This is a genomic window from Pseudomonas sp. GNP014, assembly GCF_054344005.1.
In genome coordinates, this window is the sequence record NZ_JBTGUS010000001.1 from 94,267 (window position 1) to 119,811 (window position 25,545).

Below are 25,545 nucleotides of genomic sequence, written 5' to 3' on the forward strand. Positions count from 1 at the left end.
ATCCACAAAACAAACGCCCCGACTGGTTCGGGGCGTTTGTTTTGCGCTCATATCCAGGATTTTTTCAGCTCAACACGCCCAACGCCTTGGCCCGCGCCACGGCTTGCGTACGCCGCTCGACACCCAGCTTGCTATTGATATGGCTGGCATGGGTTTTCACCGTGTGCAGCGAGATGAACAGTTGCTCGCTGATTTCCTGATTCGAACACCCCTGAGCAATCAACCGCAGGACTGCCAGTTCTCGACTGCTCAACTGCTCTGTTGCTGAACACTCGACGGTGGGGCGTACCTCGGTCACCGGAAAGAGCTCCAGCAATTGTTGCCCGACCGGATGTTGCGAGATCAGCGTCAGTTGTCCGCGCATCCAGTGCGGATGATCCTTGAACAAGCCATCAAAAGGTTGCAGCACGCCGCCATTGGCGGCCTCCAGTGCCTGAGCCAGCGCCTTGCGCGCTTCCGGTTCGCGACCGGTCGCCAGCAGTAACGCCACTTTCTGCGTCAACGCCATCACGCTGAGCAATTGCCGCCCGGTCTGCTGGCCGTTTTCATGCAGCACGTTCAAGCGTCCTTCGGCGAGCATCGGTTGCCCTTGAATCATGTCGAGCAGTGCCTGCTGCAGTTCGACATGCAACGGCAATTGCGGATGAAACTCCGGCGGCGCCGCCGCACGCTCACCGGTATAGGTTTGCCCGAGTCGCGCCAGCCAGGCCTCGGCCAGATCGGTGCGCCCCTGCGCCAGCCACAATTCGCATTTCACCAGGGTGATCATCGCCAGATAGTAAATCGGCGGCACATCCCAGATGTGCATCAGACGCTCGGCTTCGGCCAGTTCGGCGAAGGCCTTGGCGAACTCGCCAGTCGCACCGTCCAGCCTGGCGATCACGCAGTGCCCGATCAACACACTGATGTCGCGGCAGGCTCGTGCCTCACCGATACCGGCCAGTAATCGCACGCGTGCGGCCTGAGGCTGCAAGCGCATCGCCAGCAGGAAGCCTTCGTACAACGTCAACCGTGCGCGCACCGCATACAAGCGTTGCGGCGACAGGCCACGCAAGCGCTCCAGGCCCTGATGCACTTCATCCAGTGCGCGCAGAATTTCGCCACGCGATTGCAGGACGCGGGCACGGTCGTAATGCGCCAGCGCCTCGAACAAGGGATTGCCGACGCGTTGCGCGAGTTCGAGGGATTCACGATTCAAGCCTCGGGCGCGCCACAGGTCGCCGTCGGCAATCGCGAGGTTGGACAATGTCGACAGGCACATCAACCGCTGGCCGTAGCGCTTGGCTGGCAAGCTCTCCAAAGCCTCGGTGCAATATCGGATCGTCAGTTCTCGATGTCCGCGCCCCCGGGCGATGATCCCGCTCAACGCCAGCCATTGCGCCAGCATCGACTTTTGCGCGGTGGCCGAAGGTGCCGGCAGGAAACGGCTCAGATGGCTGGCAAGCTCCTCGGCAGCATCGAGCTGACACGCCAGCCCCAGCGCCCAGCTGTACAGCACGATCAGGCGCGGGGTGCTGATCAGCAGGCTGTCGGGCAAGTCCATTTTCCAGCGCAGCAACATGCCGACGTTTTGCTCGGCCAGCAATTGCTCCTCGGACAGGTTCTGCACCAGATTCGCCGCCACGTCGAGATGGCCGGCACGCAACGCTTGCTCCACGGCCTCGTCGAGCAAGCCCTGTGCGTTGAACCAGCGACAGGCGCGCAAGTGCAGAGTGGCGGTCGGCACCAGCGCCTGAGCGAATGGCCGACTGCGCAATAGATCGGAAAACAGATGGTGATAGCGATACCAGTGGCCGTGTTCGTCCAGCGGCACCAGAAACACCTGGTGCGCCAGCAGAAAACGCAGGATCTCGCCGCTGTCATGGGCTTCGCGCACGGCGTCGCAGAGTTCGCTGCAGAAGCGTTCCTGCGGCGCCGTGTCATAGAGAAACGCCTGTACTTCGGGCGGCAGGCAATCAATCACTTCTTCAAGCAGGTAATCACGGATCAGCCCTTCCCCGCCGTTCAGCGCTTGCGGCAAGGCCGCCTCGCTGCCGGCTTCGGACGCTGCCAGGAGCCAGAAACGCAACCCGGCGACCCAGCCCTCGCTGCGCTGGATCAGGTTCTCCAGCGCCTCGCCGCGCAGTGACGTGCTGTGCCGATCAAGCAGAGACAAGGCTTCGTCGTGGGTCAGGCGCAGATCCTGCTCATTGAGTTCAAGCAGTTGGCGCGACAGCCGCAAGCGCGCCAGATGCCAGTCCGGGCGCTGGCGGCTGGTGACCATGACCAGCAAGCCATCGGGCAGATGATTGAGGAAAAATTGCAGGCAGCGGTCGAGCACCGGCCCTTGGGCGAGATGGTAATCGTCGAGTACCAGTAACAGTGGCGTCGCAGGGTCGAGGTGCAGCGCCAACTCATCGAGCATGCCGTCGAGCCATTCCTCGAAGGCAAAGGGTTGATGGCGTTGGCGCATTTTCAACAGGCCGAGTGCGCGGCTACCCAATTGCGGGAAGTAGTCCTGCAAGCCTTCGAGCAGACGTTCGAGAAAGCGTCCGGGATCGCTGTCACGCGGGCTCAAACCCAGCCACAGACTTTGCCAATGCTCCGGCAAGCTCTGACAGAACTCTATCGCCAGTGAACTCTTGCCGAACCCGGCGGGGGCACTGACCAGCAACAGCCGTCCACCGAGCCCGGCTTGCAGGCGCTCGCAAAGGCGTGGTCGCAACACGTAGCCGTCCGGCAACGGCGGGCGAAAAAAACGCCCGTCCAATGCCGTGACGGCAACACTTGCGGGACCCGGAAGCGGGGACAGATCAGTCATGGCCGGCTCTTGTTCGAATTGCTGTTGGCGGCGTCGCAGATGTCCGCAGACTAGCCTTAAACGAACCGGTTATGAAGGTTACTGCTACAAATGGCTACAAAAAGACTACACGCCCCTGCACACGTCTTCCGGCAACGCCTGCAAAAGCAAAAAAAAAGCCCCGAACCAGTCGGGGCGTTCCACGAGGATGCGGCCTCGGTTTTTACAACGGTTTAGCGAACACCGTCCTGACGCAGCGCGGCCGGGGTGAAATCGCTGGTGGTGGCGGTGAAGCCGAAGTCATACGCCTGTTTCTCTTCGTTCTTCATGCCCAGCGCCAGATAACGGCCCGATTGCAGGTCGTAGAGGGTTTCCAGGGCATACCACGGCACTTGCTTGTCGTAGTAGTTCTCGGCATGCGCTTCGGCTACGCGCCACAGCTGACCGCGACCGTCGTAGTGGTCGATCACGGCGGCCTGCCAGGTGTCCTCGTCGATGTAGAAGTCACGCTTGGCGTAGATGTGACGCTGACCTTCTTTCAGGGTTGCAACCACGTGCCAGACGCGCCGCAGCTCGTAACGCGCCAGATCCTGGTTGATGTGACCGGCCTTGATGATGTCGGTGTACTTCAGCTTCGGATCGTCGAGCTTGTAGCTGTCGGAGGCGATGTACATCTCTTTCTTGCCTTCAAGCTTCCAGTCGTAGCGATCCGGTGCACCGTTGTACATGTCGAGGTTGTCGGAGGTACGCAGACCGTCGGCGGCAGTACCCGGACCGTCATAGGACACTTGTGGCGCACGGCGCACACGACGCTGACCGGCGTTGTAGACCCACGCCGAACGTGGCTCTTTCACTTGGTCGAGGGTCTCGTGCACCAGCAGCACACCACCGGCCAGACGCGCCGGCGCAGTCACTTTCTGCTTGAAGTAGAACAGAATGTTGCCCGGATTTTTCGGGTCGTAGTCCTTCATCTTGTCGCGGAACACGAACTGGTCCTGGAAGTACACCAGGCTGAACGAGCCGTTCGGCTGCGGTGTGGCCTGGGTCACCAGACGGGTCACGCTGCCGCCGCGATAGCGGGTGATGTGGTTCCAGATGACTTCCACGCCGCTTTTCGGAATCGGGAACGGCACCGCCGTTTCGAAGTTTTCCAGACCGTTGCCGCCGGACACCAGATTGGTGTTGGTGGCGTTCTTCTTGATCGCGGCAAACACGTCATCCGGCACGGTCGCACCGCGATGGGACGGATAGACCGGCATTTTGAAGGTGTCCGGATAACGCTTGAACATCGCGTACTGGCCCGGTGCAAGCTTGTCCTTGTACTTGTCGACGTCTTTGGCAGTGATGGTGAACAGCGGCTGTTCACTGGCGTACGGGTTGGACAGGAAACCTTTGCTGTCGACGCTGCCAGCGTTCTTCGGCAGCGGCTTCCAGGCCGGGATCGAACCGTCGGCGTTGCCGGCCATTTCGGCGCCCATCGGGGTCAGGCTCTTGCCCAGCTTGTCGGCTTCAGCGGCAGGCACCGCCGCCATGACGCCGGTCGCCAGCAATGACAGGCCCAGAACACCGGCGTGGAACAGACTCTTTGTTATTTTCATAAATTCGTTCGTCCTGAAAATGCAGTGCTTAGAAGTTCACGCCAAAGCTGAGCGCAACGAAGTCACGGTCATCCACGGTGGTGTACTTGCCGTCAAAGAAGTTGGTGTAAGCCAGGCTTGCGGTGTAGGTGTTCTGGTACTCGGCGTCGACGCCCAGGCTGACCGCCTTGCGACCTTCCTCGAAGTTGCCGCCAGGGCCTGGCGAGTAACCGCTGACGTCGTGGGACCAGGCCACGTTCGGCTTGAGGTTCACGCCGGCAAACACGTCGTTGTATTCCCAGATGGCGCGACCGCGGTAGCCCCACGACATTGATGTGGTGAAGCCGTCGTTGTCGCAATTGCGGCTGCGGTTGTTCTGCGGCGAACCTGGGCCCGCACCATTGATGGTGCTGGCGTTGAGAATGTTGGCGCAGGTATTGACGCCGCCAGTGGCCGGCAACTCACCCGGGCCGTACACCGGATCGCGGCCATAACGCTTGTCGGAACGGCTTTCCAGCCCGCCGACGTAGGTCGCGCCGACTTCGCCGACGAGGGTCAGACGGCTGGCGCCCATGACCTGATCGAAGAAGTGCGTGAAGGTCGTCTGGATCTGGGTGATTTCCTTGCGCTCATAGCCATGCAGATCCTGGCCAGGAACGCCGGTGAGCAGCGAAGCGTTGGTCAGTGCGCCGCCCAGCGGACGAACGCCGGCGAACAGGATGTCGGTGGAGTTCAGCTGCACCGGTGCGTTCGGACGGTAGCTGATCTCACCGCTCCACGCCGTACCGGTAGGCAGGGTGGTGGAGAAGCTCAGACCGTAGAGGCGAATGTCTTCAGGGTATTCAATGAAGTAGTTCGAGTTACCCGCGACCAGCAGGGGGGCGAGTGCCGCAAAAGGCCCCGGCAGCGCGCGTGCCGTGTTGTAAACCGATTGCGGAGCACCGGTGGCGCTGAAGATTGGCGCACGGCTGTGGTAGTTCATGAAGTAGGCGCCGAACTCGGTGTCCAGCGGTTCGTACATGTACTTGAAGGACGCGCCCCACTGGCCACTGTCTCGAGCGTCCCGATCAGGACCGCGACGGACCAGCACACCTTCCTGGTTGACATTGACGCCGTTGGCGGCCAGTGGGCCGAGGGCCACGGCCGGGATTTGCGAACGCTTGTTCAGCACGCGCAGGTTGTCGTTGCAACCGTCGGCGACGATGTCCGGCTGCGAGAAGAACGTACCGCAGTTATCGACGACAGTCTGGTCCCATTCCAGTTGATAGAACGCTTCGGCCGAAAGGTTTTCGGTCAGGCTCTGCGAGACGTAGAACATGTTGACCGGGATCAGGCCTTCCTTGATCTCGGCACCCGGACGACGGAACGCAGACACGTCGATCGGGTTGATCGAGTTGATGCCGCCACCGATGAAGGTACTTTCACCCCAGCTCACGACCTGCTTGCCCAGACGCACGGAACCCGGCTGATCGGCAATCGCATAGTTGTGGTAGACGAAGGCGTCGAGGATCTGCCCGCCGGACGACTTGGCGCCTTCCTTGCGGCCCGAATCGCTGATGTCCTTGAACTCGCGGCTTTCATCCTTGAGTTCGAAGTCGTACCAGTATTTGCCACGGACGAACACGCCGGTGTCGCCATACTTGAGTTCAAGGTCATGGATACCCTTGAAGATCTTCGAGAAGGTTTCACCGCTCTTGAAGTTGGCGTGACCGTCATCGGAGGTCTGCGACAGGCCGTGGCCGCCGTTGTTGACGCCGATCAGGTTCTTGTTCGGTTGCTGAGTAGACCAACTGGCACCGATCGACAGGGACGAGTCGAACTGGCCCTCGATTTCACCGACGTTGAAACTGACGCCGAATGCGGGCCCGGCGAGCGAAGAGGCAAGACTGACCGCCAGAGGCAGTTTCGCCCGGCGCCAGAACTGGTTTACTGAGGTCATCGACGCTACTCCATGTGCATTATTGTTATGGCAGTGAGTACTTTTAAAAACGCTGAAGGACCGGGTGCCAGAGACAGCCCGAAGTCACTCCAAAGATGCATCGCCCCGTTTTGTGCGTGTGCCCCGTTCTTAAAAATCCTTGAGCGGACTATAGCCAGCAGGTGGTACTGCTTGATCCCTCTAAAGTGTGATTTGCAGCCGCCAACCACTCTGGAACAGTCCTTTCGCCAGTCCGACACAAGTCGGCACGGCAAGGATGGCTGATTTTTTCGATTTCACAAGCCAAGCGCTTGCTTGGTGGGTCTGGCGCGCCGTTTTCGGCGCGCCAGCGGACACTCAAAGTGTCGAGAGGAAGGTGCTGTTGTTGGCCTGCCATTCGGTGATGTCGAGGCGGATGCGCTTCTTGTCGAGCTTGCCGACGCTGGTCTTGGGAATTTCGGTAACAAGGGCAATCTGACTCGGAATCGCCCACTTGCTCAGGTGCCCCAGTTCCACGAACGGCTTGAGGTGTTCCTTGAGCTCGCGCGCCCCGATCACGTGCCCTTCACGGATCACCAGCAAGGCAAACGGGCGCTCGCCCCACTGCGGATCGGCAATGCCCACCACTGCTACTTCGCGTACCCCCGCGTGACGACTGATCAGGTCTTCGAGGTCCAGCGAAGAGATCCATTCGCCGCCGGTCTTGATCACGTCCTTGATGCGGTCGCGGATGTCGATCACGCCCATGCTGTCGAGCGTGGCCACATCGCCGGTGTGCAGCCAGCCGCCGGCCCAGAGCTCGGCGCCCTTCTGCGGCTCGTTGAAATAACCTTCGGTCAGCCACGGCGCACGCAGCACCAGTTCGCCCTGGGTTTCGCCGTCGGCGGGCAGGAAGTTGCCCTCTGCGTCAACGATCGCCGCCTCGACCAGCGGCCCCGGCACACCGGCCTTGATCCGGTAGGTGGTGCGCTCGTCTTCGGTGCCGGCCATCAGTTCATCATTGAGGTGGGCACAGGACACCAGCGGCCCGGTCTCGGACATGCCATACGCGGCGGTCAGCTGGATGCCGCGCGCCTTGGCGGTTTCATACAGCGTGCGGTTGAGCGCGCTGCCACCGATGACGATCTTCCAGCCGCCGAAGTCGGTATCTTGCGCGCCTTTGGCGTTGAGCAGCATTTGCAGGATGGTCGGCACGCAATGGGAGAACGTGACCTTTTCCTTGCGCCACAGCTCGACCAGGAATTCCGGGTCGTAACGCCCCGGATAAACCTGCTTGAGGCCGAGCATGGTCGCCACGTACGGAAGCCCCCAGGCGTGCACGTGGAACATCGGCGTGATCGGCATGTACACGTCGTTGGTGCCGAGCAGGCGCACGCTGTCGATCGCGCCCATGATGGTCGACACGCCCATGGTGTGCAGCACCAGTTGCCGATGGGTGAAGTACACACCCTTCGGGTTGCCGGTGGTGCCCGTGGTGTAGAACGTGGTGGCGACCGAATTTTCGTCGAAGTCCTGAAAGTCGTACTGCGCACTCGCGGCGGCCAGCAACTGCTCGTACTCGCCGACCAGATTCGGCAGCTCGGCGGTTTTTTCCGGCAGATCGGTCAGCAACAGGGTTTTCTTGACCGTGGTCAGGTGCGGCGCGATGGCCTGATACAGCCCGACGAACTCGCTGTTGACCAGCACGAAGCGGTCCTCGGCGTGGTTCATGGTGTAGAGGATCTGTTCCGGCGACAGACGCACGTTGATGGTGTGGATCACCGCGCCGATCATCGGAATGGCAAACATGCATTCCAGGTAACGATGGCTGTCCCAGTCCATCACCGCCACCGTGTCACCGGCCTTCACACCGGCGGCCGTCAGCACGTTGGCCAGGCGCGCCACACGTTCTATCAGGGTCGGATAGCTGTAGCGCAACTGGTCACGGTAGATGATCTCGCGGGTTTTCTCGTAACGGGCACCGGACATCAGCAGCCGCTTGATCAGCAATGGATACTGGTAGGCCCCATCGGCCGGGGGAATGACGCGAGTCTGCAACATATGAATCCCTTTTCTGGCTGCACGGTGTTGGCGTAGAGCTTGGTACTCTAGAACCCTTATACGCCAGCCAAATCAGCCAAAGGAATGATTTGCAGAACCGTACAAATGCTAGCTTTGCGCCAGCATTTGCCGGTTTTCGTCAGCTATCAGGCTGTTTGTCCTACAGCCTCTTCAGAAGGCGTCCGTGGGAAAACCATTGCCCCGAGGAAGGTCAGTGCGCCGAAACCCGCGAGAATCAAGTAAAGGCCTACAAAACCATGGCGCGGTTCGACATAGGAAATCAGCGGAATCGCCGTCGCGCTGGCACCGAACGATAAACAGTAACGCAGGGCAAACACCCGCGATTGCCACTGCGGGGCGACGAAGTTAGCGACCATCGCATCGTTCACCGTGACCTGACCGAACACCACGAACATGAACGCCGCACCGAGTGCGATCACCGCCCAGCCATCGGCATAAGCCAGCGCAAACAGCAGCGGCGCCTGGCACACCGTCAGCACGACAAACGGCCACTTCAGGCTGAGCCGGTGCAACACCCGGCCAATGCTCAACTGCGCCACCGCACCAAAGGCATAGGCCAGACTGACCACCACGCCAAGGGTTTGCGGTGAGGCGAACAGCTCCTGCAAACGCTCCTGGAACAGTTTCGGATAAGTCATGGTGGTGGCGTTGAACACCACGCCGCCGGTGGCTGTGGCCAGCGCCAGCACACCAAAAACCATGACCATCGAAATACGCTGTCCGGCGGCGCCTTTGAGAGGCGTGTGCGGACGTTTCGGAATCGGTTCTTCACGCACCTGCCAGGCAAAACCAAAACCCAGCACAACGGCCACCGCGCCGGGTAACAGAAACGCCGAGCGCCAGCCAAATTGCGCCACCAGCAAACCGGTGATCAGCGCCGAAAACGCCACACCCAGATTGCCCCACATACCGTTGATGCCGATTTCCCGGCCGCGATTTTGTGCATAAGCGACCAACATCGCCGTGCCGACCGGGTGATAAATCGCCGCAAAAATACCGATGAGGGTCAGACCGATCACCAGCATGGCCGGGCTGCTGCTCAGGCCAGTAAAAATTGCCGAGGCACCAATGCCGAAGAAAAACACCAGCATCATCTGCCGCCGACTCCAGTGATCGCCCAGCCAACCAGCGGGTAGCGAACAGGCGCCGAAGGCAATGAAACCGCCCAGTGACAAGCCGATCAGCGTGGCGTAGTCGAGACCGAAGGCCTGCGTCATGCCGAGCACGGCGGCGGGAAAAATCAGCATGAACATGTGATCGATCACATGGGCGGCGTTGATGTAACGGATGACATTGGTCGATTGATTCATGGCAGCACGCTTTACGTAGTGATGAGCCGCTTATGCTAAGTTGGCCGGAAAGCACATTTCTGCCTACCAAGTCATTGAATCAGACATGTTGATCAGCCACTTCGAACACGGCCCGGTGAGCGCCTACCCCCGGGATTATCTGGACGGCGCGCACCAACCGCTGCATCTGCACCAGGAGGCGCAGTTGTTGTATGCGGCCAGCGGGATCATGCGTGTGGTCACGGCATCGGGCGCGTGGGTGATTCCGCCGAGTCGCGCGGTGTGGATTCCGCCCGAGGTCGCGCACGAGATTTTCATGAGCGGCGATGTGCAGATGCGTTCGCTGTTCATCGCGCCAGAACTGTCGCCCGCCAGCCTGCAACATTGCTGCGTACTGGCGGTGACGCCGTTACTGCGCGAATTGATTCTGCGCGCGGTGCAAGGGCCGCCGCATGCCGACAACCCACTGATTCAACAGTTGATGCTGGAAGAACTCGCCAGCCTGGAAAACCTGCCGCTGCACATTCCGATGCCGACTGACCGGCGTCTGCAAAACATCTGCCTGGCGCTGCTGCATAGCCCCGACCATCCCAATACGCTGGAAGACTGGGCGCAGCAGGTCGGCGCCAGCTCACGCACGTTGGCACGGCTGTTTCAGCAGCAGTTGCAGATGAGTTTCAACGCCTGGCGCCAGCAACTGCGCCTGATGGAAGCCCTGCCACGCCTGCTCGCCGGGGACAGCGTGCAGCGTGTGGCGCGGGACTTGGGTTACGGCAGCGCGCGGGCGTTCAGTGCGATGTTTTGCCGTTTGCTTGGGGAAAATCCCCGCGAGTATCTGAATACCCTGAGCAAACTCAGCGAACTCGCTTAGAAATCGCAAACAACCCGCTCCCACAGTATTGAATCGAGGGGTGTGCGATCAGTGCATTTCGGTGAAGGCGATCTTCACGCCGAGCGCGATCAGCACCGCCCCCATGGTGCGGTCAAACCAATGGCCCATGCGGGCGAAACCGGCGCGTACGCGTTGCTGGCTGAACAGCATCGCCACCAGGCAGAACCAGATCGCAGTCGCGACTGCCAGGTAAATCCCGTAGCCGGCCTGCACCGCCAGTGGCGTGTGCGGGTTGATCACCACGGTGAACAGCGACAGGAAGAACAGCGTCGCTTTCGGGTTCAGGCCGTTGGTGACGAAGCCCGAAGTGAACGCACCGCGGGCTGTGCGCACGCCGGCTTCCTTGTGCAGATCATCGGTCACGGTTTTCGCCGGTTGCGCGCGCAACGCCTTGAAGCCGATATACAGCAGATAAGCCGCCGCCGCCCACTTCAGCGCGTTGAACAGCATGATCGATTGCGACACGATCAGGCCGATGCCCAGCAGCGAATAACCGACGTGGAGGAAAATCGCCGTGCCCACACCGAGCGCGGTCCAGGTGCCGGCGCGGCGCCCGTGGGTCACGCTCTCGCGCACCACCACGGCAAAGTCCGGGCCGGGGCTGGCCACGGCCAGCAGGTGGATCAATGCAACGGTCAAGAACTCGGTCCAGTACATGGGGGCTCCTCTGGGGCAGCTTGGTGAAAAATAAATGCGCGGCGAACTCGAACCTGTGGCGAGGGGATTTATCCCCGTTCGGCTGCGCAGCAGTCGTAAATTCAGTGCATGTGCTGTCACTGTTTCAACACGATTACCAGTTTCAGGGCGCGCTTCGCGCGCCAACGGGGATAAATCCCCTCGTCACAGCGTTATCCACATTGCGATGCATCGCATCAGACTTTTGTGCTCTGAGTAACCAATTGTTTCATCTGGTAGGCTCGGCAGATTACGCCTTCCGTTCCGAGCACAAAAGGTACAGTTGATGACGAACCCGCGCCGCGCCGTATTCCTTGATCACCCATCACTGGATCTCGGCGATCTCGACCTTGGCCCTTTGCGTGCCTGCTTCAGTGACTTGCAACTGTTCGCCCAGACCTTGCCCGAACAAGTCAGCGAGCGCCTGCACGGCGCCACGGTAGCGATCACCAACAAAATCCGCATCGACGCCGCTGCGATGGCCGCCAGCCCGGATCTGCAGCTGATCCTGATCACCGCCACGGGCACCAATAACGTCGACCTGGACGCGGCCCGCGACCACGGCATCACGGTGTGCAACTGTCAGGGTTACGGCACGCCATCCGTGGCGCAGCACACCATCATGCTGCTGCTCAACCTCGCCACGCGCCTGGCCGATTACCAGAAAGCCGTTGCCGCCGGTCGCTGGCAGCAAGCGAAACAGTTCTGCCTGTTGGACTACCCGATCGTCGAACTGGAAGGCAAAACCCTCGGCCTGCTCGGTCACGGCGAACTCGGCGGCGCCGTCGCGCGACTGGCTGAGGCCTTTGGCATGCGCGTACTGCTCGGGCAGATTCCGGGGCGCCCTGCCCGACCGGATCGCTTGCCCCTGAACGAATTGCTGCCACAGATTGATGCCCTGACCCTGCATTGCCCGCTCAACGAACACACCCGCCACTTCATCGGTGCCCGCGAACTGGCGTCGATGAAACCCGGCGCCTTCGTGGTCAACACTGCCCGTGGCGGGCTGGTCGATGAACAAGCCCTGGCCGATGCCTTGCGCAACGGTCATCTGGGCGGTGCGGCCACCGACGTATTGAGTATCGAGCCACCGGTCAACGGCAATCCGTTGCTGGCCGCCGACATCCCGCGCCTGATCGTCACCCCGCACAATGCCTGGGGCAGCCGCGAAGCGCGGCAGCGCATCGTGGGTCAATTGACCGAAAACGCTCAGGCGTTCTTCAGCGGTAAGGCGCTGCGGGTCGTCAGTTGATAAACTGCGGCACTTTTTTTCGAGGAGCAGTTATGGATCCGCGCAGTGAAGTACTGCTTCGTCAGGCCGAGTTATTCCAGGGTTCGCTGTTGCTCGCCGGTTTGCCCGCCGACGATTTGCTCGGGCGCCTGCCCGATGCGTTTGGCTGGTGCTGGCACGCGGGCGATCAAGCCGCACTCGACGCGCGTTTCGAGGGTCGCAGCCATTTTGGCGTGGAGATTCCTCAGCGTGAGTTCGACAGCGCCGTGGTGTTTTTGCCCAAGTCCAAAGACCTGACCGATTACATCCTCAACGCCGTGGCCTCGCGTCTGGCCGGGCGCGAGGTGTTTCTGGTTGGCGAAAAACGCAGTGGCATCGAGGGTGCGTCCAAGCAACTCAACCCGTTTGGCAAGCCGCGCAAACTCGACAGCGCGCGACACTGCCAACTGTGGCAAGTCACCGTGGCCAACGCGCCTGAAGCCAAATCCCTGGAAAGCCTGGCCCAGACTTACGAGCTGCCACTGGCCGAAGGCCCGTTGAAAGTCATCAGCCTGCCGGGGGTGTTCAGCCACGGCCGACTGGATCGCGGCAGCGCCTTGCTGCTGGAACACCTGGACAAACTGCCGAGCGGACATCTGCTCGATTTCGGTTGTGGTGCCGGTGTACTGGGCGCGGCGGTCAAGCGTCGTTACCCACACAATCAGGTCACGCTGCTGGATGTCGATGCCTTCGCCGCCGCAAGCAGTCGCCTCACCTTGGCGGCCAATGGTCTGGAAGCCGAGGTGATCACTGGCGACGGCATCGACGCTGCGCCGATGGGTTTGAACGCGATCCTGAGCAATCCGCCGTTCCATGTCGGCGTGCACACGGATTATTTCGCCACAGAGAACTTGCTGCGAAAAGCGGCGAAACATCTGAAAAACGGTGGCGAACTGCGGCTAGTTGCGAACAGCTTCCTGAAGTATCAGCCACTGATCGAAGAGCATCTGGGCGTGTGTGCGATCAAGGCCGAAGGCAATGGTTTCCGGATTTACCGGGCCAAGCGCGGCTGAAACTTCTTTTCAAAAAGAGGCTTGCTCTATCGGATTTGCCTAGGCAGAATCCGCTCCGTCCTAGGGGAGTAGTCTCCCACGAGCGCCAAGCTCGTCCGGCATGCGTCAACATACTTGATCCTCAGATCATGGCGCATGCGACCCAAGCGACCGCACCAGACGGTTCGCAGGGTTTGACAAGACCTATGACACGCACACCTTACCCGGGGCGGGAAGGCTGTACGTGTCATAGCCGTGTCGACCCGCCCCTTAGGAAATCCTGATGCTGGACTCATTACTCGTTCCCACCGCAATCGTTGCCTTGGCCGAAATCGGCGACAAGACGCAACTGCTCGCACTGATTCTCGCCGCTCGCTTTCGCAAACCCTGGCCGATCATTGCCGGTATTGTCGCCGCGACCCTGGCCAACCACGCGGCAGCCGGTGCGGTAGGTGCCTGGTTTGGCAGCTTCTTCTCGAATGCGACGCTGCACTGGATTCTCGCCGCAAGCTTTACGGCCACTGCGCTGTGGACGCTGGTTCCGGACAAAATGGATGACGATGAAACCAGCACCGCACGCAAGTTCGGGCCGTTTCTGACCACGCTGATTGCGTTTTTCCTCGCCGAAATGGGCGACAAGACTCAGGTCGCGACGGTGATGCTCGCCGCGCAATATCCGGAACTGTGGCTGGTGATTATCGGTACTACGGCGGGCATGTTGATTGCCAACGTGCCAGTGGTATTGGCGGGTAACTTTGCCGCGGACAAATTGCCGCTGACCTTGATCCGTCGCCTCGCGGCCTCGGCATTCATGATTCTGGCAATCGTGGCGGTGTACAAGGCGATGCAGAGCAGTGGCTGGGTTTAAAGCAGCTACAAGCTTCAAGCTTCAAGCAACGAGCTGCAAGCCAAGCGTGTCTGCTTTGACTTGCAGCTTGCAGCTTGCAGCTTACTGCTTACTACTGTTGTAAAGCGGCATGACCTTCGGAATCGCCGCCTGCAACGAGGCGATCCGGCTGGACGACGCCGGGTGCGTGCTCATGAACTCCGGCGGTGCGCCTTCCGAGGCCTTGCTCATCTTGTTCCACAGGGTGATCGCCGCGTTCGGGTTGTACCCGGCGCGGGCGGCCAGCTCGAGACCGATCAGGTCGGCTTCGTTTTCGTTGGCGCGGCTGTTGGGCAGGGTCATGCCGTAGTTGGCCACGGTGTCGGCCAGCGCCAGGCTGTCCTGACCAAGACCGAGCAGTGCACCCGCGCCTTGCTTGGCCATTTCAATGCCATAGGCCTTGGACATCGCTTCACGACCGTGCTCGCGCAAGGCGTGGGCGATTTCATGGCCCATGACCGCGGCGATTTCATCGTCGGTCAGTTTCAGGCTGTCGATCAGCCCGGTGTAGAAAATGATCTTGCCGCCCGGCCCACAGTTGGCGTTGAGCTCATCGCTCTTGATCAGATTGACTTCCCACTGCCACTGCGCCGCATCCGGACGGAAGTTCGGCGCCTGGGCGATCAGGCGGTTGGCAATCGCCTGCACCCGTTTGGCCTCCGGGCTGGTCTTGTCGAGCACACCTTTGCTGGACGCCTCGCCAACGGTCTTCTGATACGACTGGGCATACATCTGGTCGACCTCTTGCGAGGACAGCATGCTGAACATGTACTGCTTGCGCTCCACACCCACGGCGCCGCCGCTGGTGGTGTTGACCGACTGACAACCGGCCAGCAACAGCGCTGCGCTCAGTGCACTTACAACCAATGTCTTGTTCATTCAAAAGCTCCCTGAAAACCTGCCGCGTATCCTAGGCGGGTAATTGTATCGACGCCAGATACAACGGACGTGTTGCAGCGACTTTCAGATGTTTCCCACCAGCGCTGTCGTAAAAAATTCACAGCGACCGCCAAGTCCCGTGCAACTGCGTCGCGCACTGATCCATTTGCGACATCGGCTTTCAATTGCACCTGCTCGCACTCATGGCCCAATGCCGGCTGCCGATACAACAGCGCAGACGTCCTCTTGCGTGCGGAGCTCCCATGAAGTTCAAGTCGATCCAGTTTTCCGTCGCCGCCCTGGCCGGCGCCATCGTGCTCAGCGTGGTCGTTGCGCTGGTGCTGTATGCGCTGTTCTCCGGCGCCCGCACGCAAGAGATGGTGCAACAGCGCACCCAGACCCAGTTCGAGCAGGTCATCGAACAGCGCCTGACCTCGCTGGCGCAGACTCAGGTCAGCCAGATCCAGCGTGAACTCGAAGCGCCACTGTTGATTGCCGGCGGCCTGGTGCGGGTCAACGCCCTGCTCGGCACACCAGGTGCCGACGGCCAGCCACGTCTGACCGTCAGCCGCGAACAACTGATCAGCCTGATCAAAGAGAACGTTGAAAAGAACCCGAAAATTCTCGGCACCTACATCGGCTGGGAAAAAAACGCCCTCGACCACAATGACGCGGCCTACGTCGGCACCAGCGTGGTAGGGATCGACGCGGCCAACGGACGTTTCCTGCCGTGGTGGTTCCGCAACGATGACGGCACCCTCGGCCTGGACAAACTGGTGGACGTCGACGACCAGAAAACCCTGTCCACCGGCGTGCGCGCCAGCGAGTACTACCTGTGCTCGAAAGAAACCAAGAAATCCTGCGTGATCGATCCGGCGCCGTACAAAGTCGGCGACAAGATCGTCATGCTCGCCTCCTTTATTGAACCGATCATGCTCAACGGCGCGTTCCAGGGCATCGTTGGCGCTGACCTGTCGGTGAACTTCATCCAGGAAATGCTTCTGGGCGCCAACCAGAAACTCTACAGTGGCGCCGGACAAATGGCCCTGATCGGCGGCAATGGCCGGATCGTTGCCTACACCAAGGACCCAAGCAAATTCGGTGAGAAGGTCAGCGACATTCTCGACGCCGAACAGATCGCCAGCATGGCCAGTCTCAAGCGCGGCGAAGTCACCTATTCGGTGAACAAGGACAAGGGCCGCATCGAACTGTACCTGCCCTTCGGCATCGGCCAGACCGACGCACGCTGGACATTGATGCTGCAATTACCGCTCAACGCGGTGATGGCCGACCTGCAAAAACTGCAGGGCGATCTGGAGGCCCAGCGCAAATCCGACACCTTCGGCATGGCCATGGTCGGCCTGATCATCGCCGGCCTCGGCCTGCTGGTGATCTGGCTGGTCGGCCACGGCATCGCCCGACCGCTGAAACAAATGGTTGCGATGCTCAATGACATCGCCCAAGGCGAAGGCGATCTGACCCGACGTTTGACCAGCGATCGCAGCGATGAACTGGGTTCGATCGCCAAGGGCTTCAACACCTTCCTCGCCAAGTTGCAGGCAATGATCACCCAAGTGGTGACGTCAGTGCAGAGCGTCAGCGATTCCTCGGAACACACGGCTGATATCGCGATTCGCACCAACATCGGCATCCAGAAACAAATGGCCGAGATCGATCAGGTCGCCACGGCGGTGCAGGAAATGACCGCCACCGCGCAGGATGTCGCGCGCAATGCCACTCAGGCCGCACAAGCCGCCAGTCATGCGGATCAGGCAGCCAGTCAGGGCATGCAGATCGTGCGCGACACGTCCAATTCGATCGGCGTGTTGGCGCTGGAAATCGGCAAGGCTGTCGATGTGGTGCAGACCCTGGCCAAGGACAGCGAGAACATCAACGCCATCCTCACCGCCATTCGCGGCATCGCCGAGCAGACCAACCTGTTGGCGCTGAACGCCGCCATCGAAGCGGCGCGTGCCGGCGAGCAGGGTCGTGGTTTTGCCGTGGTGGCGGACGAGGTGCGCAATCTGGCGCAGAAGACCCAGAAAGCCACCGAAGAAATCCAGACCATGATCCAGCAATTGCAACAGGGCACCCGCGATGTGGTGCGGGTCATGGAAGACAGCCAGAACCGCACCGACGAAAGTGTGCAACACGCGGCGAAAGCCGCCGAGGCGCTGGAGACGATCACTCAGGCGGTGTCGGTGATCAACGACATGAATACGCAGATTGCCAGCGCGGCGGAAGAACAGAGCGCGGTGGCCGATGACATCAACCGTAACGTGATCAATATCGGTCAGGTGGCGAATGAAGTGGCGGGCGGTGCGGATGAGTCGAGTTCAGCGAGCGCGGATTTGACCAAACTGGCGGAGCAGCAGCGGCGGTTGATCAATCAGTTCAAGGTCTGAAAAGCCAAAAGGCCCTCACCCTAACCCTCTCCCAAAGGGAGAGGGGACTGACCGAGTTGTCTACCGTCATACATCGACCTGAAAAATCGTGGCGATTATGGATTCGGTGAAAAACCTTCCAGTCGGTGTATTCCGTCAATATCCCCCAATCAGTCCCCTCTCCCTCCGGGAGAGGGTTAGGGTGAGGGGCTTTTGATCTGCAGGCTTCAGCCCGGGGTCAGACACTCCGGCCCGTTGAGCTTGGGATCATTGATCAGATTCGCCAGCACCCGCTCGCGCAACGCCGCCGGTTCGCTGGCCAGCAACCCTTGCAACACATGCAAAGGCGTCTCGGGATCGAGCCACGCCGCCTGCCCGGCCTCATCGAGAATCAACGGCCGGCGCTGACTCGAGGCCGGCTGCGTAATCACTGCCGTGCTCAACCAGATCTGCTCCTGCACCGGATAGGCCTCCCAGATCGCCGCGAAAAACAGTGACGAGCCCTCCCCCGGCGTCAGCCAGAACGGCCGTTTGCGCTGGGTCCCGCGCCATTCATAGAAGCCGTTGGCCGGCAGCAGGCAACGGCGCTGGCGCAGGGCTTCACGAAACATCGGTTGTTCGGCCACGGTTTCCGCACGGGCGTGCGCCGGGGTTTTCGACAAGTCGGTCAGCCACGGCGGCGTCAGCCCCCAACGGGCGCGGGCCAGCGTGCGCTGGCCATCGGCTTCGGCCCGCAGCATCAACACCGAATCATTGGGAGAAATGTTCCACTGCGCCTGCTGATCGGCGGGAAAACCGGGCAGGGCCGCGAAATCGCGGTTCCAGCGAAACAGGGCATAACGTCCACACATGGGGCAACACGACTCAGAAAGAAAACGAACGTCAGCCTAACAGACCAGCGTCCCGGGGAAGCTCTCCGGTTCATCGCCGGGCAGCGGCAGCGCGGCATTGTACGCGGTGATCAGCTCGCGGGCGTATTCGGCCTGATCGTTATCGACCGACAGCCCCAGCAGACCGAAAATCGGCAACTCCCCCGTGCCGCCGAGCAAATCGCGGCCCACCAGATGCGCCTCGATGCCTTCGCTGGCGAGCATGCCCTTGAGCATCTCGCCTTCCATCAGGTTTTCCGGCTCGTAGATTCGCTGCATGGGCGCCCCTCACTCGTTTTCGCTGAACACTTCCAGAAACCAGTCCCCGTCGTGCACCTGCAAGACAAACTTGATCGGTCGACAACACACCTGACAGTCCTCGATATAGGTCTGATCGCCATCGGACAGGTCCAGCGTCGTCTCGACCTCTTCACCACAATACGGACATTCATACAGTGCGCTTTCCAGCATCGCGGTCTCCCAGGTGACTTGTGCGTATAATCGCCGGTCTATTTGCAGGGCTATTTTTGTCTGGCTGCTTTTTCAGACCGTGCCTCGCGGGTTTTCGATCAAAACCTTTACTTACCCTAGCCGTTTCCAACAAGAGAGCATGATGGGCGAATTCGATGCCATCCGACCTTACGACGACAGCGAAGTACCAGCGGTACTGGCACGACTGCTCGGCGACAAGGCGTTTCTAGATATCCTCACCCACTTCCGCTTCCCGCGTTTTGCCGGTGCCTTCGGCTGGATGCTCAAACCTCTTATAGCCCATCGTTTGCGTCGTGAGTTCGCCGACGTCAATTCGGTGGCCACTTTGCAGGACAAAGTCGAGTTCTACGTCGACCACACCATCGAGCGCGCCACCGACGGCGTGACCTACACCGGTGTCGAGCAATTCAAATCCGGCAGTGCCTATCTGTTTATCGCCAACCATCGTGACATCGTGATGGACCCGGCCTTCGTCAACTACGCCGTGTACCACGCCGGCCTGCCGACCCCGCGCATCGCGATTGGCGACAACCTGCTGCAAAAGCCATTCGTCAGCGACCTGATGCGCCTGAACAAGAGCTTCATCGTGCATCGTTCGATCACCGGACGTCGCGAGAAAATGGCCGCGTACCAATTGCTGTCGGCGTACATCAACCACTCGATCCGCAACGATTGCGCGTCGATCTGGATCGCGCAGGCCGAAGGCCGGGCCAAGGACGGCGACGACCGTACCGAGTCGGCGATCCTCAAGATGTTCCACATGAGCCGCAAGGACGAGCCGTTCGGCGAAGTCATCCAGTCGCTGAACCTGACCCCGGTGTCGATCAGCTACGAATACGACCCGTGCGACCAGGCCAAGGCCCGCGAGCTGTACATCCGCGCCACCACTGGCACCTACGCCAAGGCGCCGGGCGAGGATGACGTAAGCATTGCCAAGGGGATCACCGGCTACAAGGGCCGGGTGCACGTGAACTTTGCCGCGCCGATCACTGAATTGTTCGAAGACACCAAGCAATTGGCGATCGAGATGGACAAGCAGATTCTCGGCGGGTATCGCCTGTTCCCGGTGCACTACCTGGCGTATGCGATGTGGGCGGATGCCGATCCGCAACTGAACGTGCCGAAAGCCGCCGAGGTGTTCCCGGCCGATGAACTGGCCAAGGCGCAGGAAGAGTGGCAGAGCCGACTGGACGCCTGCCCTGAAGAGCACCGTCCGTATCTGGTGCTGCAATATGCGACGCCGGTGCGCAATCAGTACCGGGTCAAGGCTGGGTTGCCGTTGTAAGCGGCATGCACCAGACGCGACAACGGCGCCTTCGGGCGCCGTTTTTTATGCCTGCCTCATACTTTTGTGGCGAGGGTCATGTACTCAACTTCAGAAGCGGGTGCTGATCCAGGAGATGAGCAGGGCCAGGCCGAGGCAGGCAAATCCGAAGCGATAGAAAAACCGGTTCATGCGCAACGTCGCCCAATCCAGAATCGGCTCGGCGTCCGGCAAGGCCTGGCGTTGCGCGGCGATGCTGGCCATGGCGCGTTGTTCACGACGACGGGTCGCGTGCAGCAGCCAACTGCCCGGAAAGGCCAGGGCCAGCGCCAGCAGGTTGATCAATTTGGCGGGATGGGCGGTAAACAGCGTCATCAAGTGCAGCGACATCACAGACCTCAGACTAAATCGGTGTGGCAGGCGCCAGATCGACGACCGCGGCACGGATTCTACCGAAAGCCTCCTTCACTACCCTACCCTTTGCGACAAATAACCCGACAATCGACCGATGGCTGTCCTGTGTCACGGCTTCGTCATGTGGATACGCCACCCTGCGCGCCTCGAAACACACATGGAACGCGACATGCTTCACGCTGAAAACCAGGATCGTCTGTACCTCATCACCCCTTACGAAGAACAACAGAGCCTCGTCGGCGGTCTCGCCTTCAATGTGCAGGATCGCCATTGGCTGGTGTATTGCGCCCTCGGCGGGCATCAGCATGCGGATTTGCCCGAGACCGACTTGCTGACAGGTGTCAGCGTTCTCGACTTCTACTCGCAGGCAGCCTGAAAGCAAAAGCACCCTCACCCTGGCCCTCTCCCGGAGGGAGAGAGGACTGACCGGGTTGTCTGGTCGAGGTACATCGACCTGAAACTTCGAGGTGAATGTAGACCTCAAGAACAACGCAAATCGGCTCCCTTTCCCCCTCGCCCCTCTGGGGGAGAGGGGTGGGGTGAGGGGGAAAGGATCTTCCCGACACCACAATTCTCAAACTCTGCACCCACAAAAAAGCCCGAAACCATCACTGGCCCCGGGCTTTTTCACATCTACCGAACACTTATTCGGCGAGGATCTGGCCCACGGTCGGATCCTTGAACAGACGGGTCAAGGCGTCGCTCAACACGTCGCTGACCAGTTTGGTGTTGGTTTCCTGATTCGGCGCCATGCCGAAACGCTGATCCAGTGACGCACCATAACGACCGCTGTAACGGCGATTGGCATTCTGTACGTCGGAGCGGAACGTTGCACCGATGGTCGCTTCGGTCACGTACATGCCTTCTTTGGGCGATTGATACTTCAGTTCGGCCAGGGTCACGGTCAGTTGTGGAGCGTTAGGCGCGTTGTTGGTCGGGGTGAAGCCGAGCAAACGTACGGCCGCTTCCGCCTGAGCCTGCAGCTTCGGCAGGATCTGCTCGCGCTGCACGGTGATGGCGCTGGTTTCCGGGTACAGGCCGCCACGGGTGCCCAGGGTTGGCGACGGACGACCGTCAACCACGCGCACGATGACTGGCTGGCCACGACCGACCGGTGCCAGTTGCGTGGTCAGCTTCGGCTCCGGACTCAGTTGTTGCGGGCTGTGGGCGCAGCCGGCCAGTGTCAAACCGGCCACAGTGATCAAACCGAACAACAGGCGTTGCAACATGCTCTTATCTCCAGAATCAGGCACAAACAGGCCGGCAGTATAGCGGTGGGCCACTGCGGGTCACCAGCGTCACACCATGAATACTGAAATGTCTGACAAACCCTGTCGAACGCGGTTCCTGTCACACATTCTTCACTGCCTATACACCATGACGTCATGGTCCACCGGCAACCTTGCAGTCAGTCCTCCAACAAGGTACTCGGCCATGCGTTATCTGATCTCGTTGTTCGCTCCACGCCCACTGCACCGCAGCTTTGCCCTGCTCGATCGCAATGGCCATTGCCAGGCGTTCAAGCAATGCAGCCTGCAGCCAATGGGCGACGGCTGGGTCGAAATCGAAGAAATCCGCCTCAACTGGTTGCACCAGCCACTGCCGGCCAGCGCCCGCGTCATACCGTCGCAGCCCCGCGCACGCGCTCAGGCGATGTTGAGCATCTGACCGGATGCCTAATAAAAGTCATTAAACACGAGCAACACCGCGCATTTCTTCGATACAATCTCCCCCCGATTATAAGGACGTCTCCTGATCGGGCCCCGCGACAGCGTCAATGCGCATGCATCGACATCAAAACCGCCCACAGAGAGCCGCCCACACAGATCGAGTGAAGTTGGCGCGCTTGCCTGTTCTTCCGGCAAAACCCCTGCTTTTCGCGAATCTGCAGAGCTGTCATACGCTCGGCCACCGCGTTGTTTTGCCTTTGCGGGCAGGGTGCCAGGCTGGGACAGCCCTTTTTGAGGTTCACGTCTTCAAAAGAGCGTGAAAAAAACGGGTTTTCACAACTTCACAAGAGTGTGGCGAGCAAATGAATAGTTTTGCGTCTGAACATGCACCATTAGCGTCTGAAACAGCCCAACGACACAGGACCGGATATACCTCGAATACCGGAGCCTGAAGCCTGTCCGCTACGGATTTGGTTGCACAAAAACGGATGTCTCGACCATAAGTCGAATTGCCAGCCACGTGCTGAAATGAGTTCATGTGACTCTTGAAGCCAGGCCGCCTGCATCCGTCGAAGTTGCGAAAAATTGCGAAGATTCGGACATGGCGAACCTGACCACGGATAGCCGGGACACAATTGACCTGTCCCTGAATGCCTGGCAGCCATGCCGACAATTTGGTGCTGCAGATTTTGGAGACGCGTTAAATGGCGCATAACGAAGCAGTCGACGTAGTTCTGGTGGGGGCCGGCATCATGAGCGCCACCCTGGCAGTGCTGCTCAAAGAGCTCGACCCCGCGATCAAGCTGGAAGTCGTCGAGCTGATGGATTCCGGTGCCGCGGAGAGTTCCAACCCATGGAACAACGCCGGTACCGGCCACGCCGGCCTGTGCGAGCTGAACTACACCCCGCAGGCTGCCGACGGCACCGTCGACATCAAGAAAGCCGTGCACATCAACACCCAGTTCGAAGTGTCCAAGCAGTTCTGGTCGTACCTGACCAAAAAAGGCACCTTCGGCTCGTGCAAGTCGTTCATCAGCCCGGTGCCACACCTGAGTTTCGTCCAGGGCGACAAAGGCGTTTCCTTCCTCAAGGAGCGTTTCGAGGTTCTGCACAAGCACCACGCCTTCGCCGACATGGAGTACACCGAAGACAAGGCCAAAATGGCCGAGTGGATGCCGCTGATGATGCCGGGCCGCTCGCCGGACGAAGTCCTCGCCGCGACCCGCGTGATGAACGGCACCGACGTCAACTTCGGCGCCCTGACCAATCAGTTGCTCAAGCACCTGACCAGCGCACCCGACACGCAAGTCAAATACTGCAAGCGCGTCACCGGTCTCAAGCGTAACGGCAACGGCTGGACCGTCAGCATCAAGGACGTCAACAGCGGCAGCAGCCGTGAAGTCGACGCCAGGTTCGTCTTCCTCGGCGCCGGTGGCGCGGCGCTGCCGTTGCTGCAGGCCTCGGGCATCGAAGAGAGCAAAGGCTTCGGCGGCTTCCCGATCAGCGGCCAGTGGCTGCGTTGCGACAACCCGGAAGTGGTCAAGCAGCACCAGGCCAAGGTTTACAGCCAGGCGGCCGTGGGTTCGCCACCAATGTCCGTGCCGCACCTGGACACCCGTGTGGTCGACGGCAAGAAGTCCCTGCTGTTCGGGCCATACGCCGGCTTCACCACCAAGTTCCTCAAGCACGGTTCCTTCATGGACCTGCCGCTGTCGGTTCGCGCCGGCAACATCGGGCCGATGCTGGCGGTGGCAAAAAACAACATGGACCTGACCAAGTACCTGGTCAGCGAAGTGATGCAGTCGATGGAGCAGCGTCTGGATTCCCTGCGCCGTTTCTACCCGCAGGCGAAAGCCGAAGACTGGCGCCTGGAAGTGGCCGGCCAACGGGTGCAGATCATCAAGAAAGACCCGAAAAAGGGCGGCATCCTGCAATTCGGTACCGAACTGGTCGCGGCCAAGGACGGTTCCCTCGCCGCGCTGCTCGGTGCTTCGCCAGGAGCCTCGGTGACCGTTTCGATCATGCTGGAACTGATCGAGAAATGCTTCCCGGCCAAGGCCAAGGGTGAATGGGCTGCCAAACTGGCAGAGATCTTCCCGGCCCGCGAGAAGGTTCTGGAAACCGATGCTGCGCTGTATCGCAAGATCAACACGCAGAACAACATTGCCCTGGAACTGGTTGAAGAAAGCAGCGAGACCCCAAGCTTCGCTTGATCGCGCCGCATAAAAAACGCCCCGAACTCAGTGAGTGCGGGGCGTTTTTTTATGCCTGAAATTTGAAACCCGGACCTTTGTGGCGAGGGGATTTAGCGAACCGTCGCCACAGGTATCGGGAAATCTCAGGTGCGTGACTTGTTGATCAGTTCGATATAGTCCTGAGCGTTACGCTGATCGGCAATCAGATCAACGAAGGTCTTGCCCTGCTCGTCCTTGCCATCCACGTCATAGCCAGCTTCAACGAAGAACGTCAGAAAGCGCTCGAAATCGTCGATGCGCAAACCACGGTAAGCCTTGACCAGTTTGTGCAGCGACGGCGAAGTGGCGTCGACCGGTTCAAAATCGAGGAACAGCTTGATCTGCTCATCGCCGATCTCGTCACCAATCACCTGTTTCTTATCTTTACGCATTGCCGACTCCAGCTCGCAGACATTACACGGGGCGGGCAGTTTACCCCTGCCCTGCCACCGGGCTCAACGCGCGCGCACGCTGCCAGTGTGCAAATCGGCCCAGATATGGCCGTTGGCGTAGCTGAGGAATTGCACATACACGGTATCGTTGCGCAACAGATCAATCACCACGCGGTACTGCGCCAGTGGGTAAAACAGCGTCAGGGTTTTGCTTTTATCGTCATACACCGGTTTTTTCAGGCTTTTGCTTTCACCGTCGAAACTGACGAGCACTTGATTGACAGTCGCGCCTTTGTTCAGCGATTTGCCTTTAAGGCGGATCATCAGCGACGAGGTCACCGGTATGGGTTGCTGATTGGACTGACGTTGCGCGCCCACGACCACGGAATAATCGGTGACTTGCAACAGTTGTTGCTGCTCGGGCTCAGCATCGCGCAGGGTCAAGTCGTCCGGCGGCAGGAACTGACTGTGCATCGGCGCGGCGGACAGCGGCAGGCTGAGGGTCAAAAACAGGGCGGCAAGGCTGCGGATCAAGAGGCGCATGACAGGCTCCGGGGGCGGGGCCGAGCACTCTAGCATGGGTGTCGCGGATGGATCAGCACACACAA

The 25,545-nt window shown here is 60.2% G+C and carries 23 protein-coding genes and 1 riboswitch; of the genes, 9 read left to right on the forward strand and 14 right to left on the reverse strand.

Translation table 11 applies throughout. The features are described 5' to 3' along the window. Window positions 1-64: 64 nt before the first annotated feature. From ACXX9E_RS00440 to ACXX9E_RS00460, 5 genes are all read right to left on the reverse strand, one after another. The gene (locus ACXX9E_RS00440; RefSeq protein WP_222834317.1) at window positions 65-2,800 is read right to left on the reverse strand and encodes a winged helix-turn-helix domain-containing protein; all 2,736 of its coding nucleotides are present in this window, start codon (window positions 2,798-2,800) and stop codon (window positions 65-67) included. A 212-nt stretch (window positions 2,801-3,012) separates the two neighbouring features. Next, window positions 3,013-4,377: a DUF1329 domain-containing protein gene (locus ACXX9E_RS00445; RefSeq protein ID WP_128614462.1), complete on the reverse strand. Its 1,365-nt coding sequence runs from the start codon at window positions 4,375-4,377 to the stop codon at window positions 3,013-3,015. A gap of 28 nt (window positions 4,378-4,405) precedes the next feature. Then, window positions 4,406-6,295 carry a DUF1302 domain-containing protein gene (locus ACXX9E_RS00450; RefSeq protein WP_128614461.1) on the reverse strand — a complete coding sequence of 630 codons (1,890 nt, stop codon included), beginning with the start codon at window positions 6,293-6,295 and terminating at the stop codon, window positions 4,406-4,408. A 336-nt stretch (window positions 6,296-6,631) separates the two neighbouring features. Next, entirely contained in the window at window positions 6,632-8,314 is a 1,683-nt protein-coding gene (locus tag ACXX9E_RS00455) for a fatty acid--CoA ligase (protein ID WP_186747991.1), read from the reverse strand. 146 nt (window positions 8,315-8,460) lie between these two features. After that, window positions 8,461-9,645 (reverse strand): MFS transporter, encoded by a 1,185-nt coding sequence (locus tag ACXX9E_RS00460; protein ID WP_458554909.1) that lies wholly within the window; start codon window positions 9,643-9,645, stop codon window positions 8,461-8,463. An 85-nt stretch (window positions 9,646-9,730) separates the two neighbouring features. Here ACXX9E_RS00460 and ACXX9E_RS00465 point away from each other — a divergent pair, with 85 nt between their 5' ends. Further along, window positions 9,731-10,495 (forward strand): AraC family transcriptional regulator, encoded by a 765-nt coding sequence (locus tag ACXX9E_RS00465; protein WP_458554910.1) that lies wholly within the window; start codon window positions 9,731-9,733, stop codon window positions 10,493-10,495. 48 nt (window positions 10,496-10,543) lie between these two features. Here ACXX9E_RS00465 and ACXX9E_RS00470 read toward each other — a convergent pair whose 3' ends face one another. After that, complete coding sequence (locus tag ACXX9E_RS00470; RefSeq protein ID WP_166221232.1) at window positions 10,544-11,173, reverse strand: LysE family translocator; 630 nt, start codon at window positions 11,171-11,173, stop codon at window positions 10,544-10,546. A gap of 304 nt (window positions 11,174-11,477) precedes the next feature. On the opposite strand from ACXX9E_RS00470, the gene ACXX9E_RS00475 reads away from it, so the two are divergent. The 3 genes from ACXX9E_RS00475 (at window position 11,478) to ACXX9E_RS00485 (ending at window position 14,321) form a co-directional block, all read left to right on the forward strand. Then, entirely contained in the window at window positions 11,478-12,443 is a 966-nt protein-coding gene (locus ACXX9E_RS00475) for a 2-hydroxyacid dehydrogenase (protein WP_458554911.1), read from the forward strand. A gap of 32 nt (window positions 12,444-12,475) precedes the next feature. Continuing rightward, the gene (locus ACXX9E_RS00480) at window positions 12,476-13,474 is read left to right on the forward strand and encodes a methyltransferase (RefSeq protein ID WP_123463094.1); all 999 of its coding nucleotides are present in this window, start codon (window positions 12,476-12,478) and stop codon (window positions 13,472-13,474) included. A gap of 50 nt (window positions 13,475-13,524) precedes the next feature. Further along, window positions 13,525-13,649: riboswitch (yybP-ykoY riboswitch) on the forward strand. Between the two features lie 87 nt (window positions 13,650-13,736). Next, window positions 13,737-14,321: a TMEM165/GDT1 family protein gene (locus ACXX9E_RS00485; RefSeq protein WP_077574495.1), complete on the forward strand. Its 585-nt coding sequence runs from the start codon at window positions 13,737-13,739 to the stop codon at window positions 14,319-14,321. Window positions 14,322-14,402: 81 nt separating this feature from the next. On the opposite strand, the gene ACXX9E_RS00490 is transcribed toward ACXX9E_RS00485, so the two are convergent. Next, on the reverse strand, window positions 14,403-15,218 hold the full coding sequence (locus tag ACXX9E_RS00490; protein WP_123463092.1) for a M48 family metallopeptidase: 816 nt from the start codon (window positions 15,216-15,218) through the stop codon (window positions 14,403-14,405). A gap of 263 nt (window positions 15,219-15,481) precedes the next feature. Here ACXX9E_RS00490 and ACXX9E_RS00495 point away from each other — a divergent pair, with 263 nt between their 5' ends. Beyond that, window positions 15,482-17,623 carry a methyl-accepting chemotaxis protein gene (locus tag ACXX9E_RS00495; protein WP_128614485.1) on the forward strand — a complete coding sequence of 714 codons (2,142 nt, stop codon included), beginning with the start codon at window positions 15,482-15,484 and terminating at the stop codon, window positions 17,621-17,623. A gap of 206 nt (window positions 17,624-17,829) precedes the next feature. Here ACXX9E_RS00495 and ACXX9E_RS00500 read toward each other — a convergent pair whose 3' ends face one another. The 3 genes from ACXX9E_RS00500 to ACXX9E_RS00510 are packed head-to-tail and all read right to left on the reverse strand — an operon-like array spanning window position 17,830 to window position 18,942. After that, window positions 17,830-18,453, reverse strand: coding sequence for an SOS response-associated peptidase (locus ACXX9E_RS00500; protein ID WP_458554912.1), 624 nt, complete (start codon window positions 18,451-18,453; stop codon window positions 17,830-17,832). Window positions 18,454-18,489: 36 nt separating this feature from the next. After that, window positions 18,490-18,750, reverse strand: coding sequence for a putative signal transducing protein (locus ACXX9E_RS00505; RefSeq protein WP_025109321.1), 261 nt, complete (start codon window positions 18,748-18,750; stop codon window positions 18,490-18,492). Between the two features lie 9 nt (window positions 18,751-18,759). Beyond that, complete coding sequence (locus ACXX9E_RS00510) at window positions 18,760-18,942, reverse strand: CPXCG motif-containing cysteine-rich protein (RefSeq protein ID WP_128614484.1); 183 nt, start codon at window positions 18,940-18,942, stop codon at window positions 18,760-18,762. Window positions 18,943-19,084: 142 nt separating this feature from the next. On the opposite strand from ACXX9E_RS00510, the gene ACXX9E_RS00515 reads away from it, so the two are divergent. Further along, window positions 19,085-20,248, forward strand: coding sequence for a 1-acyl-sn-glycerol-3-phosphate acyltransferase (locus ACXX9E_RS00515; protein WP_177490484.1), 1,164 nt, complete (start codon window positions 19,085-19,087; stop codon window positions 20,246-20,248). Between the two features lie 90 nt (window positions 20,249-20,338). Here ACXX9E_RS00515 and ACXX9E_RS00520 read toward each other — a convergent pair whose 3' ends face one another. Continuing rightward, window positions 20,339-20,617: a hypothetical protein gene (locus ACXX9E_RS00520; RefSeq protein ID WP_123463083.1), complete on the reverse strand. Its 279-nt coding sequence runs from the start codon at window positions 20,615-20,617 to the stop codon at window positions 20,339-20,341. A 193-nt stretch (window positions 20,618-20,810) separates the two neighbouring features. On the opposite strand from ACXX9E_RS00520, the gene ACXX9E_RS00525 reads away from it, so the two are divergent. Next, a complete protein-coding gene (locus tag ACXX9E_RS00525; RefSeq protein ID WP_123463209.1) occupies window positions 20,811-21,017 on the forward strand; it encodes a hypothetical protein in 207 nt (68 codons plus the stop codon). A gap of 268 nt (window positions 21,018-21,285) precedes the next feature. Here the strand turns inward: ACXX9E_RS00525 and ACXX9E_RS00530 are convergent, their stop codons facing one another. Continuing rightward, the gene (locus tag ACXX9E_RS00530) at window positions 21,286-21,870 is read right to left on the reverse strand and encodes a YajG family lipoprotein (RefSeq protein WP_123463081.1); all 585 of its coding nucleotides are present in this window, start codon (window positions 21,868-21,870) and stop codon (window positions 21,286-21,288) included. 205 nt (window positions 21,871-22,075) lie between these two features. On the opposite strand from ACXX9E_RS00530, the gene ACXX9E_RS00535 reads away from it, so the two are divergent. Further along, entirely contained in the window at window positions 22,076-22,309 is a 234-nt protein-coding gene (locus tag ACXX9E_RS00535) for a hypothetical protein (protein ID WP_123463079.1), read from the forward strand. A gap of 706 nt (window positions 22,310-23,015) precedes the next feature. Next, complete coding sequence (mqo, locus tag ACXX9E_RS00540) at window positions 23,016-24,524, forward strand: malate dehydrogenase (quinone) (protein WP_123463077.1); 1,509 nt, start codon at window positions 23,016-23,018, stop codon at window positions 24,522-24,524. Window positions 24,525-24,649: 125 nt separating this feature from the next. Here the strand turns inward: mqo and ACXX9E_RS00545 are convergent, their stop codons facing one another. Further along, window positions 24,650-24,937, reverse strand: a complete 288-nt coding sequence (locus ACXX9E_RS00545; protein ID WP_123463076.1) for a PA4642 family protein — start codon at window positions 24,935-24,937, stop codon at window positions 24,650-24,652. A 63-nt stretch (window positions 24,938-25,000) separates the two neighbouring features. Beyond that, a complete protein-coding gene (locus tag ACXX9E_RS00550; protein WP_123463074.1) occupies window positions 25,001-25,480 on the reverse strand; it encodes a hypothetical protein in 480 nt (159 codons plus the stop codon). Window positions 25,481-25,545: the final 65 nt, after the last annotated feature.

What these genes read in the sequence shown, in the direction of transcription:
- ACXX9E_RS00440 (WP_222834317.1), bottom strand. Translation starts at nt 2,800, where the DNA reads ATGACTGATCTGTCCCCGCTTCCGGGTCCCGCAAGTGTTGCCGTCACG.
- ACXX9E_RS00445 (WP_128614462.1), bottom strand. Translation starts at nt 4,377, where the DNA reads ATGAAAATAACAAAGAGTCTGTTCCACGCCGGTGTTCTGGGCCTGTCA.
- ACXX9E_RS00450 (WP_128614461.1), bottom strand. Translation starts at nt 6,295, where the DNA reads ATGACCTCAGTAAACCAGTTCTGGCGCCGGGCGAAACTGCCTCTGGCG.
- ACXX9E_RS00455 (WP_186747991.1), bottom strand. Translation starts at nt 8,314, where the DNA reads ATGTTGCAGACTCGCGTCATTCCCCCGGCCGATGGGGCCTACCAGTAT.
- ACXX9E_RS00460 (WP_458554909.1), bottom strand. Translation starts at nt 9,645, where the DNA reads ATGAATCAATCGACCAATGTCATCCGTTACATCAACGCCGCCCATGTG.
- ACXX9E_RS00465 (WP_458554910.1), top strand. Translation starts at nt 9,731, where the DNA reads ATGTTGATCAGCCACTTCGAACACGGCCCGGTGAGCGCCTACCCCCGG.
- ACXX9E_RS00470 (WP_166221232.1), bottom strand. Translation starts at nt 11,173, where the DNA reads ATGTACTGGACCGAGTTCTTGACCGTTGCATTGATCCACCTGCTGGCC.
- ACXX9E_RS00475 (WP_458554911.1), top strand. Translation starts at nt 11,478, where the DNA reads ATGACGAACCCGCGCCGCGCCGTATTCCTTGATCACCCATCACTGGAT.
- ACXX9E_RS00480 (WP_123463094.1), top strand. Translation starts at nt 12,476, where the DNA reads ATGGATCCGCGCAGTGAAGTACTGCTTCGTCAGGCCGAGTTATTCCAG.
- ACXX9E_RS00485 (WP_077574495.1), top strand. Translation starts at nt 13,737, where the DNA reads ATGCTGGACTCATTACTCGTTCCCACCGCAATCGTTGCCTTGGCCGAA.
- ACXX9E_RS00490 (WP_123463092.1), bottom strand. Translation starts at nt 15,218, where the DNA reads ATGAACAAGACATTGGTTGTAAGTGCACTGAGCGCAGCGCTGTTGCTG.
- ACXX9E_RS00495 (WP_128614485.1), top strand. Translation starts at nt 15,482, where the DNA reads ATGAAGTTCAAGTCGATCCAGTTTTCCGTCGCCGCCCTGGCCGGCGCC.
- ACXX9E_RS00500 (WP_458554912.1), bottom strand. Translation starts at nt 18,453, where the DNA reads ATGTGTGGACGTTATGCCCTGTTTCGCTGGAACCGCGATTTCGCGGCC.
- ACXX9E_RS00505 (WP_025109321.1), bottom strand. Translation starts at nt 18,750, where the DNA reads ATGCAGCGAATCTACGAGCCGGAAAACCTGATGGAAGGCGAGATGCTC.
- ACXX9E_RS00510 (WP_128614484.1), bottom strand. Translation starts at nt 18,942, where the DNA reads ATGCTGGAAAGCGCACTGTATGAATGTCCGTATTGTGGTGAAGAGGTC.
- ACXX9E_RS00515 (WP_177490484.1), top strand. Translation starts at nt 19,085, where the DNA reads ATGGGCGAATTCGATGCCATCCGACCTTACGACGACAGCGAAGTACCA.
- ACXX9E_RS00520 (WP_123463083.1), bottom strand. Translation starts at nt 20,617, where the DNA reads ATGTCGCTGCACTTGATGACGCTGTTTACCGCCCATCCCGCCAAATTG.
- ACXX9E_RS00525 (WP_123463209.1), top strand. Translation starts at nt 20,811, where the DNA reads ATGCTTCACGCTGAAAACCAGGATCGTCTGTACCTCATCACCCCTTAC.
- ACXX9E_RS00530 (WP_123463081.1), bottom strand. Translation starts at nt 21,870, where the DNA reads ATGTTGCAACGCCTGTTGTTCGGTTTGATCACTGTGGCCGGTTTGACA.
- ACXX9E_RS00535 (WP_123463079.1), top strand. Translation starts at nt 22,076, where the DNA reads ATGCGTTATCTGATCTCGTTGTTCGCTCCACGCCCACTGCACCGCAGC.
- mqo (WP_123463077.1), top strand. Translation starts at nt 23,016, where the DNA reads ATGGCGCATAACGAAGCAGTCGACGTAGTTCTGGTGGGGGCCGGCATC.
- ACXX9E_RS00545 (WP_123463076.1), bottom strand. Translation starts at nt 24,937, where the DNA reads ATGCGTAAAGATAAGAAACAGGTGATTGGTGACGAGATCGGCGATGAG.
- ACXX9E_RS00550 (WP_123463074.1), bottom strand. Translation starts at nt 25,480, where the DNA reads ATGCGCCTCTTGATCCGCAGCCTTGCCGCCCTGTTTTTGACCCTCAGC.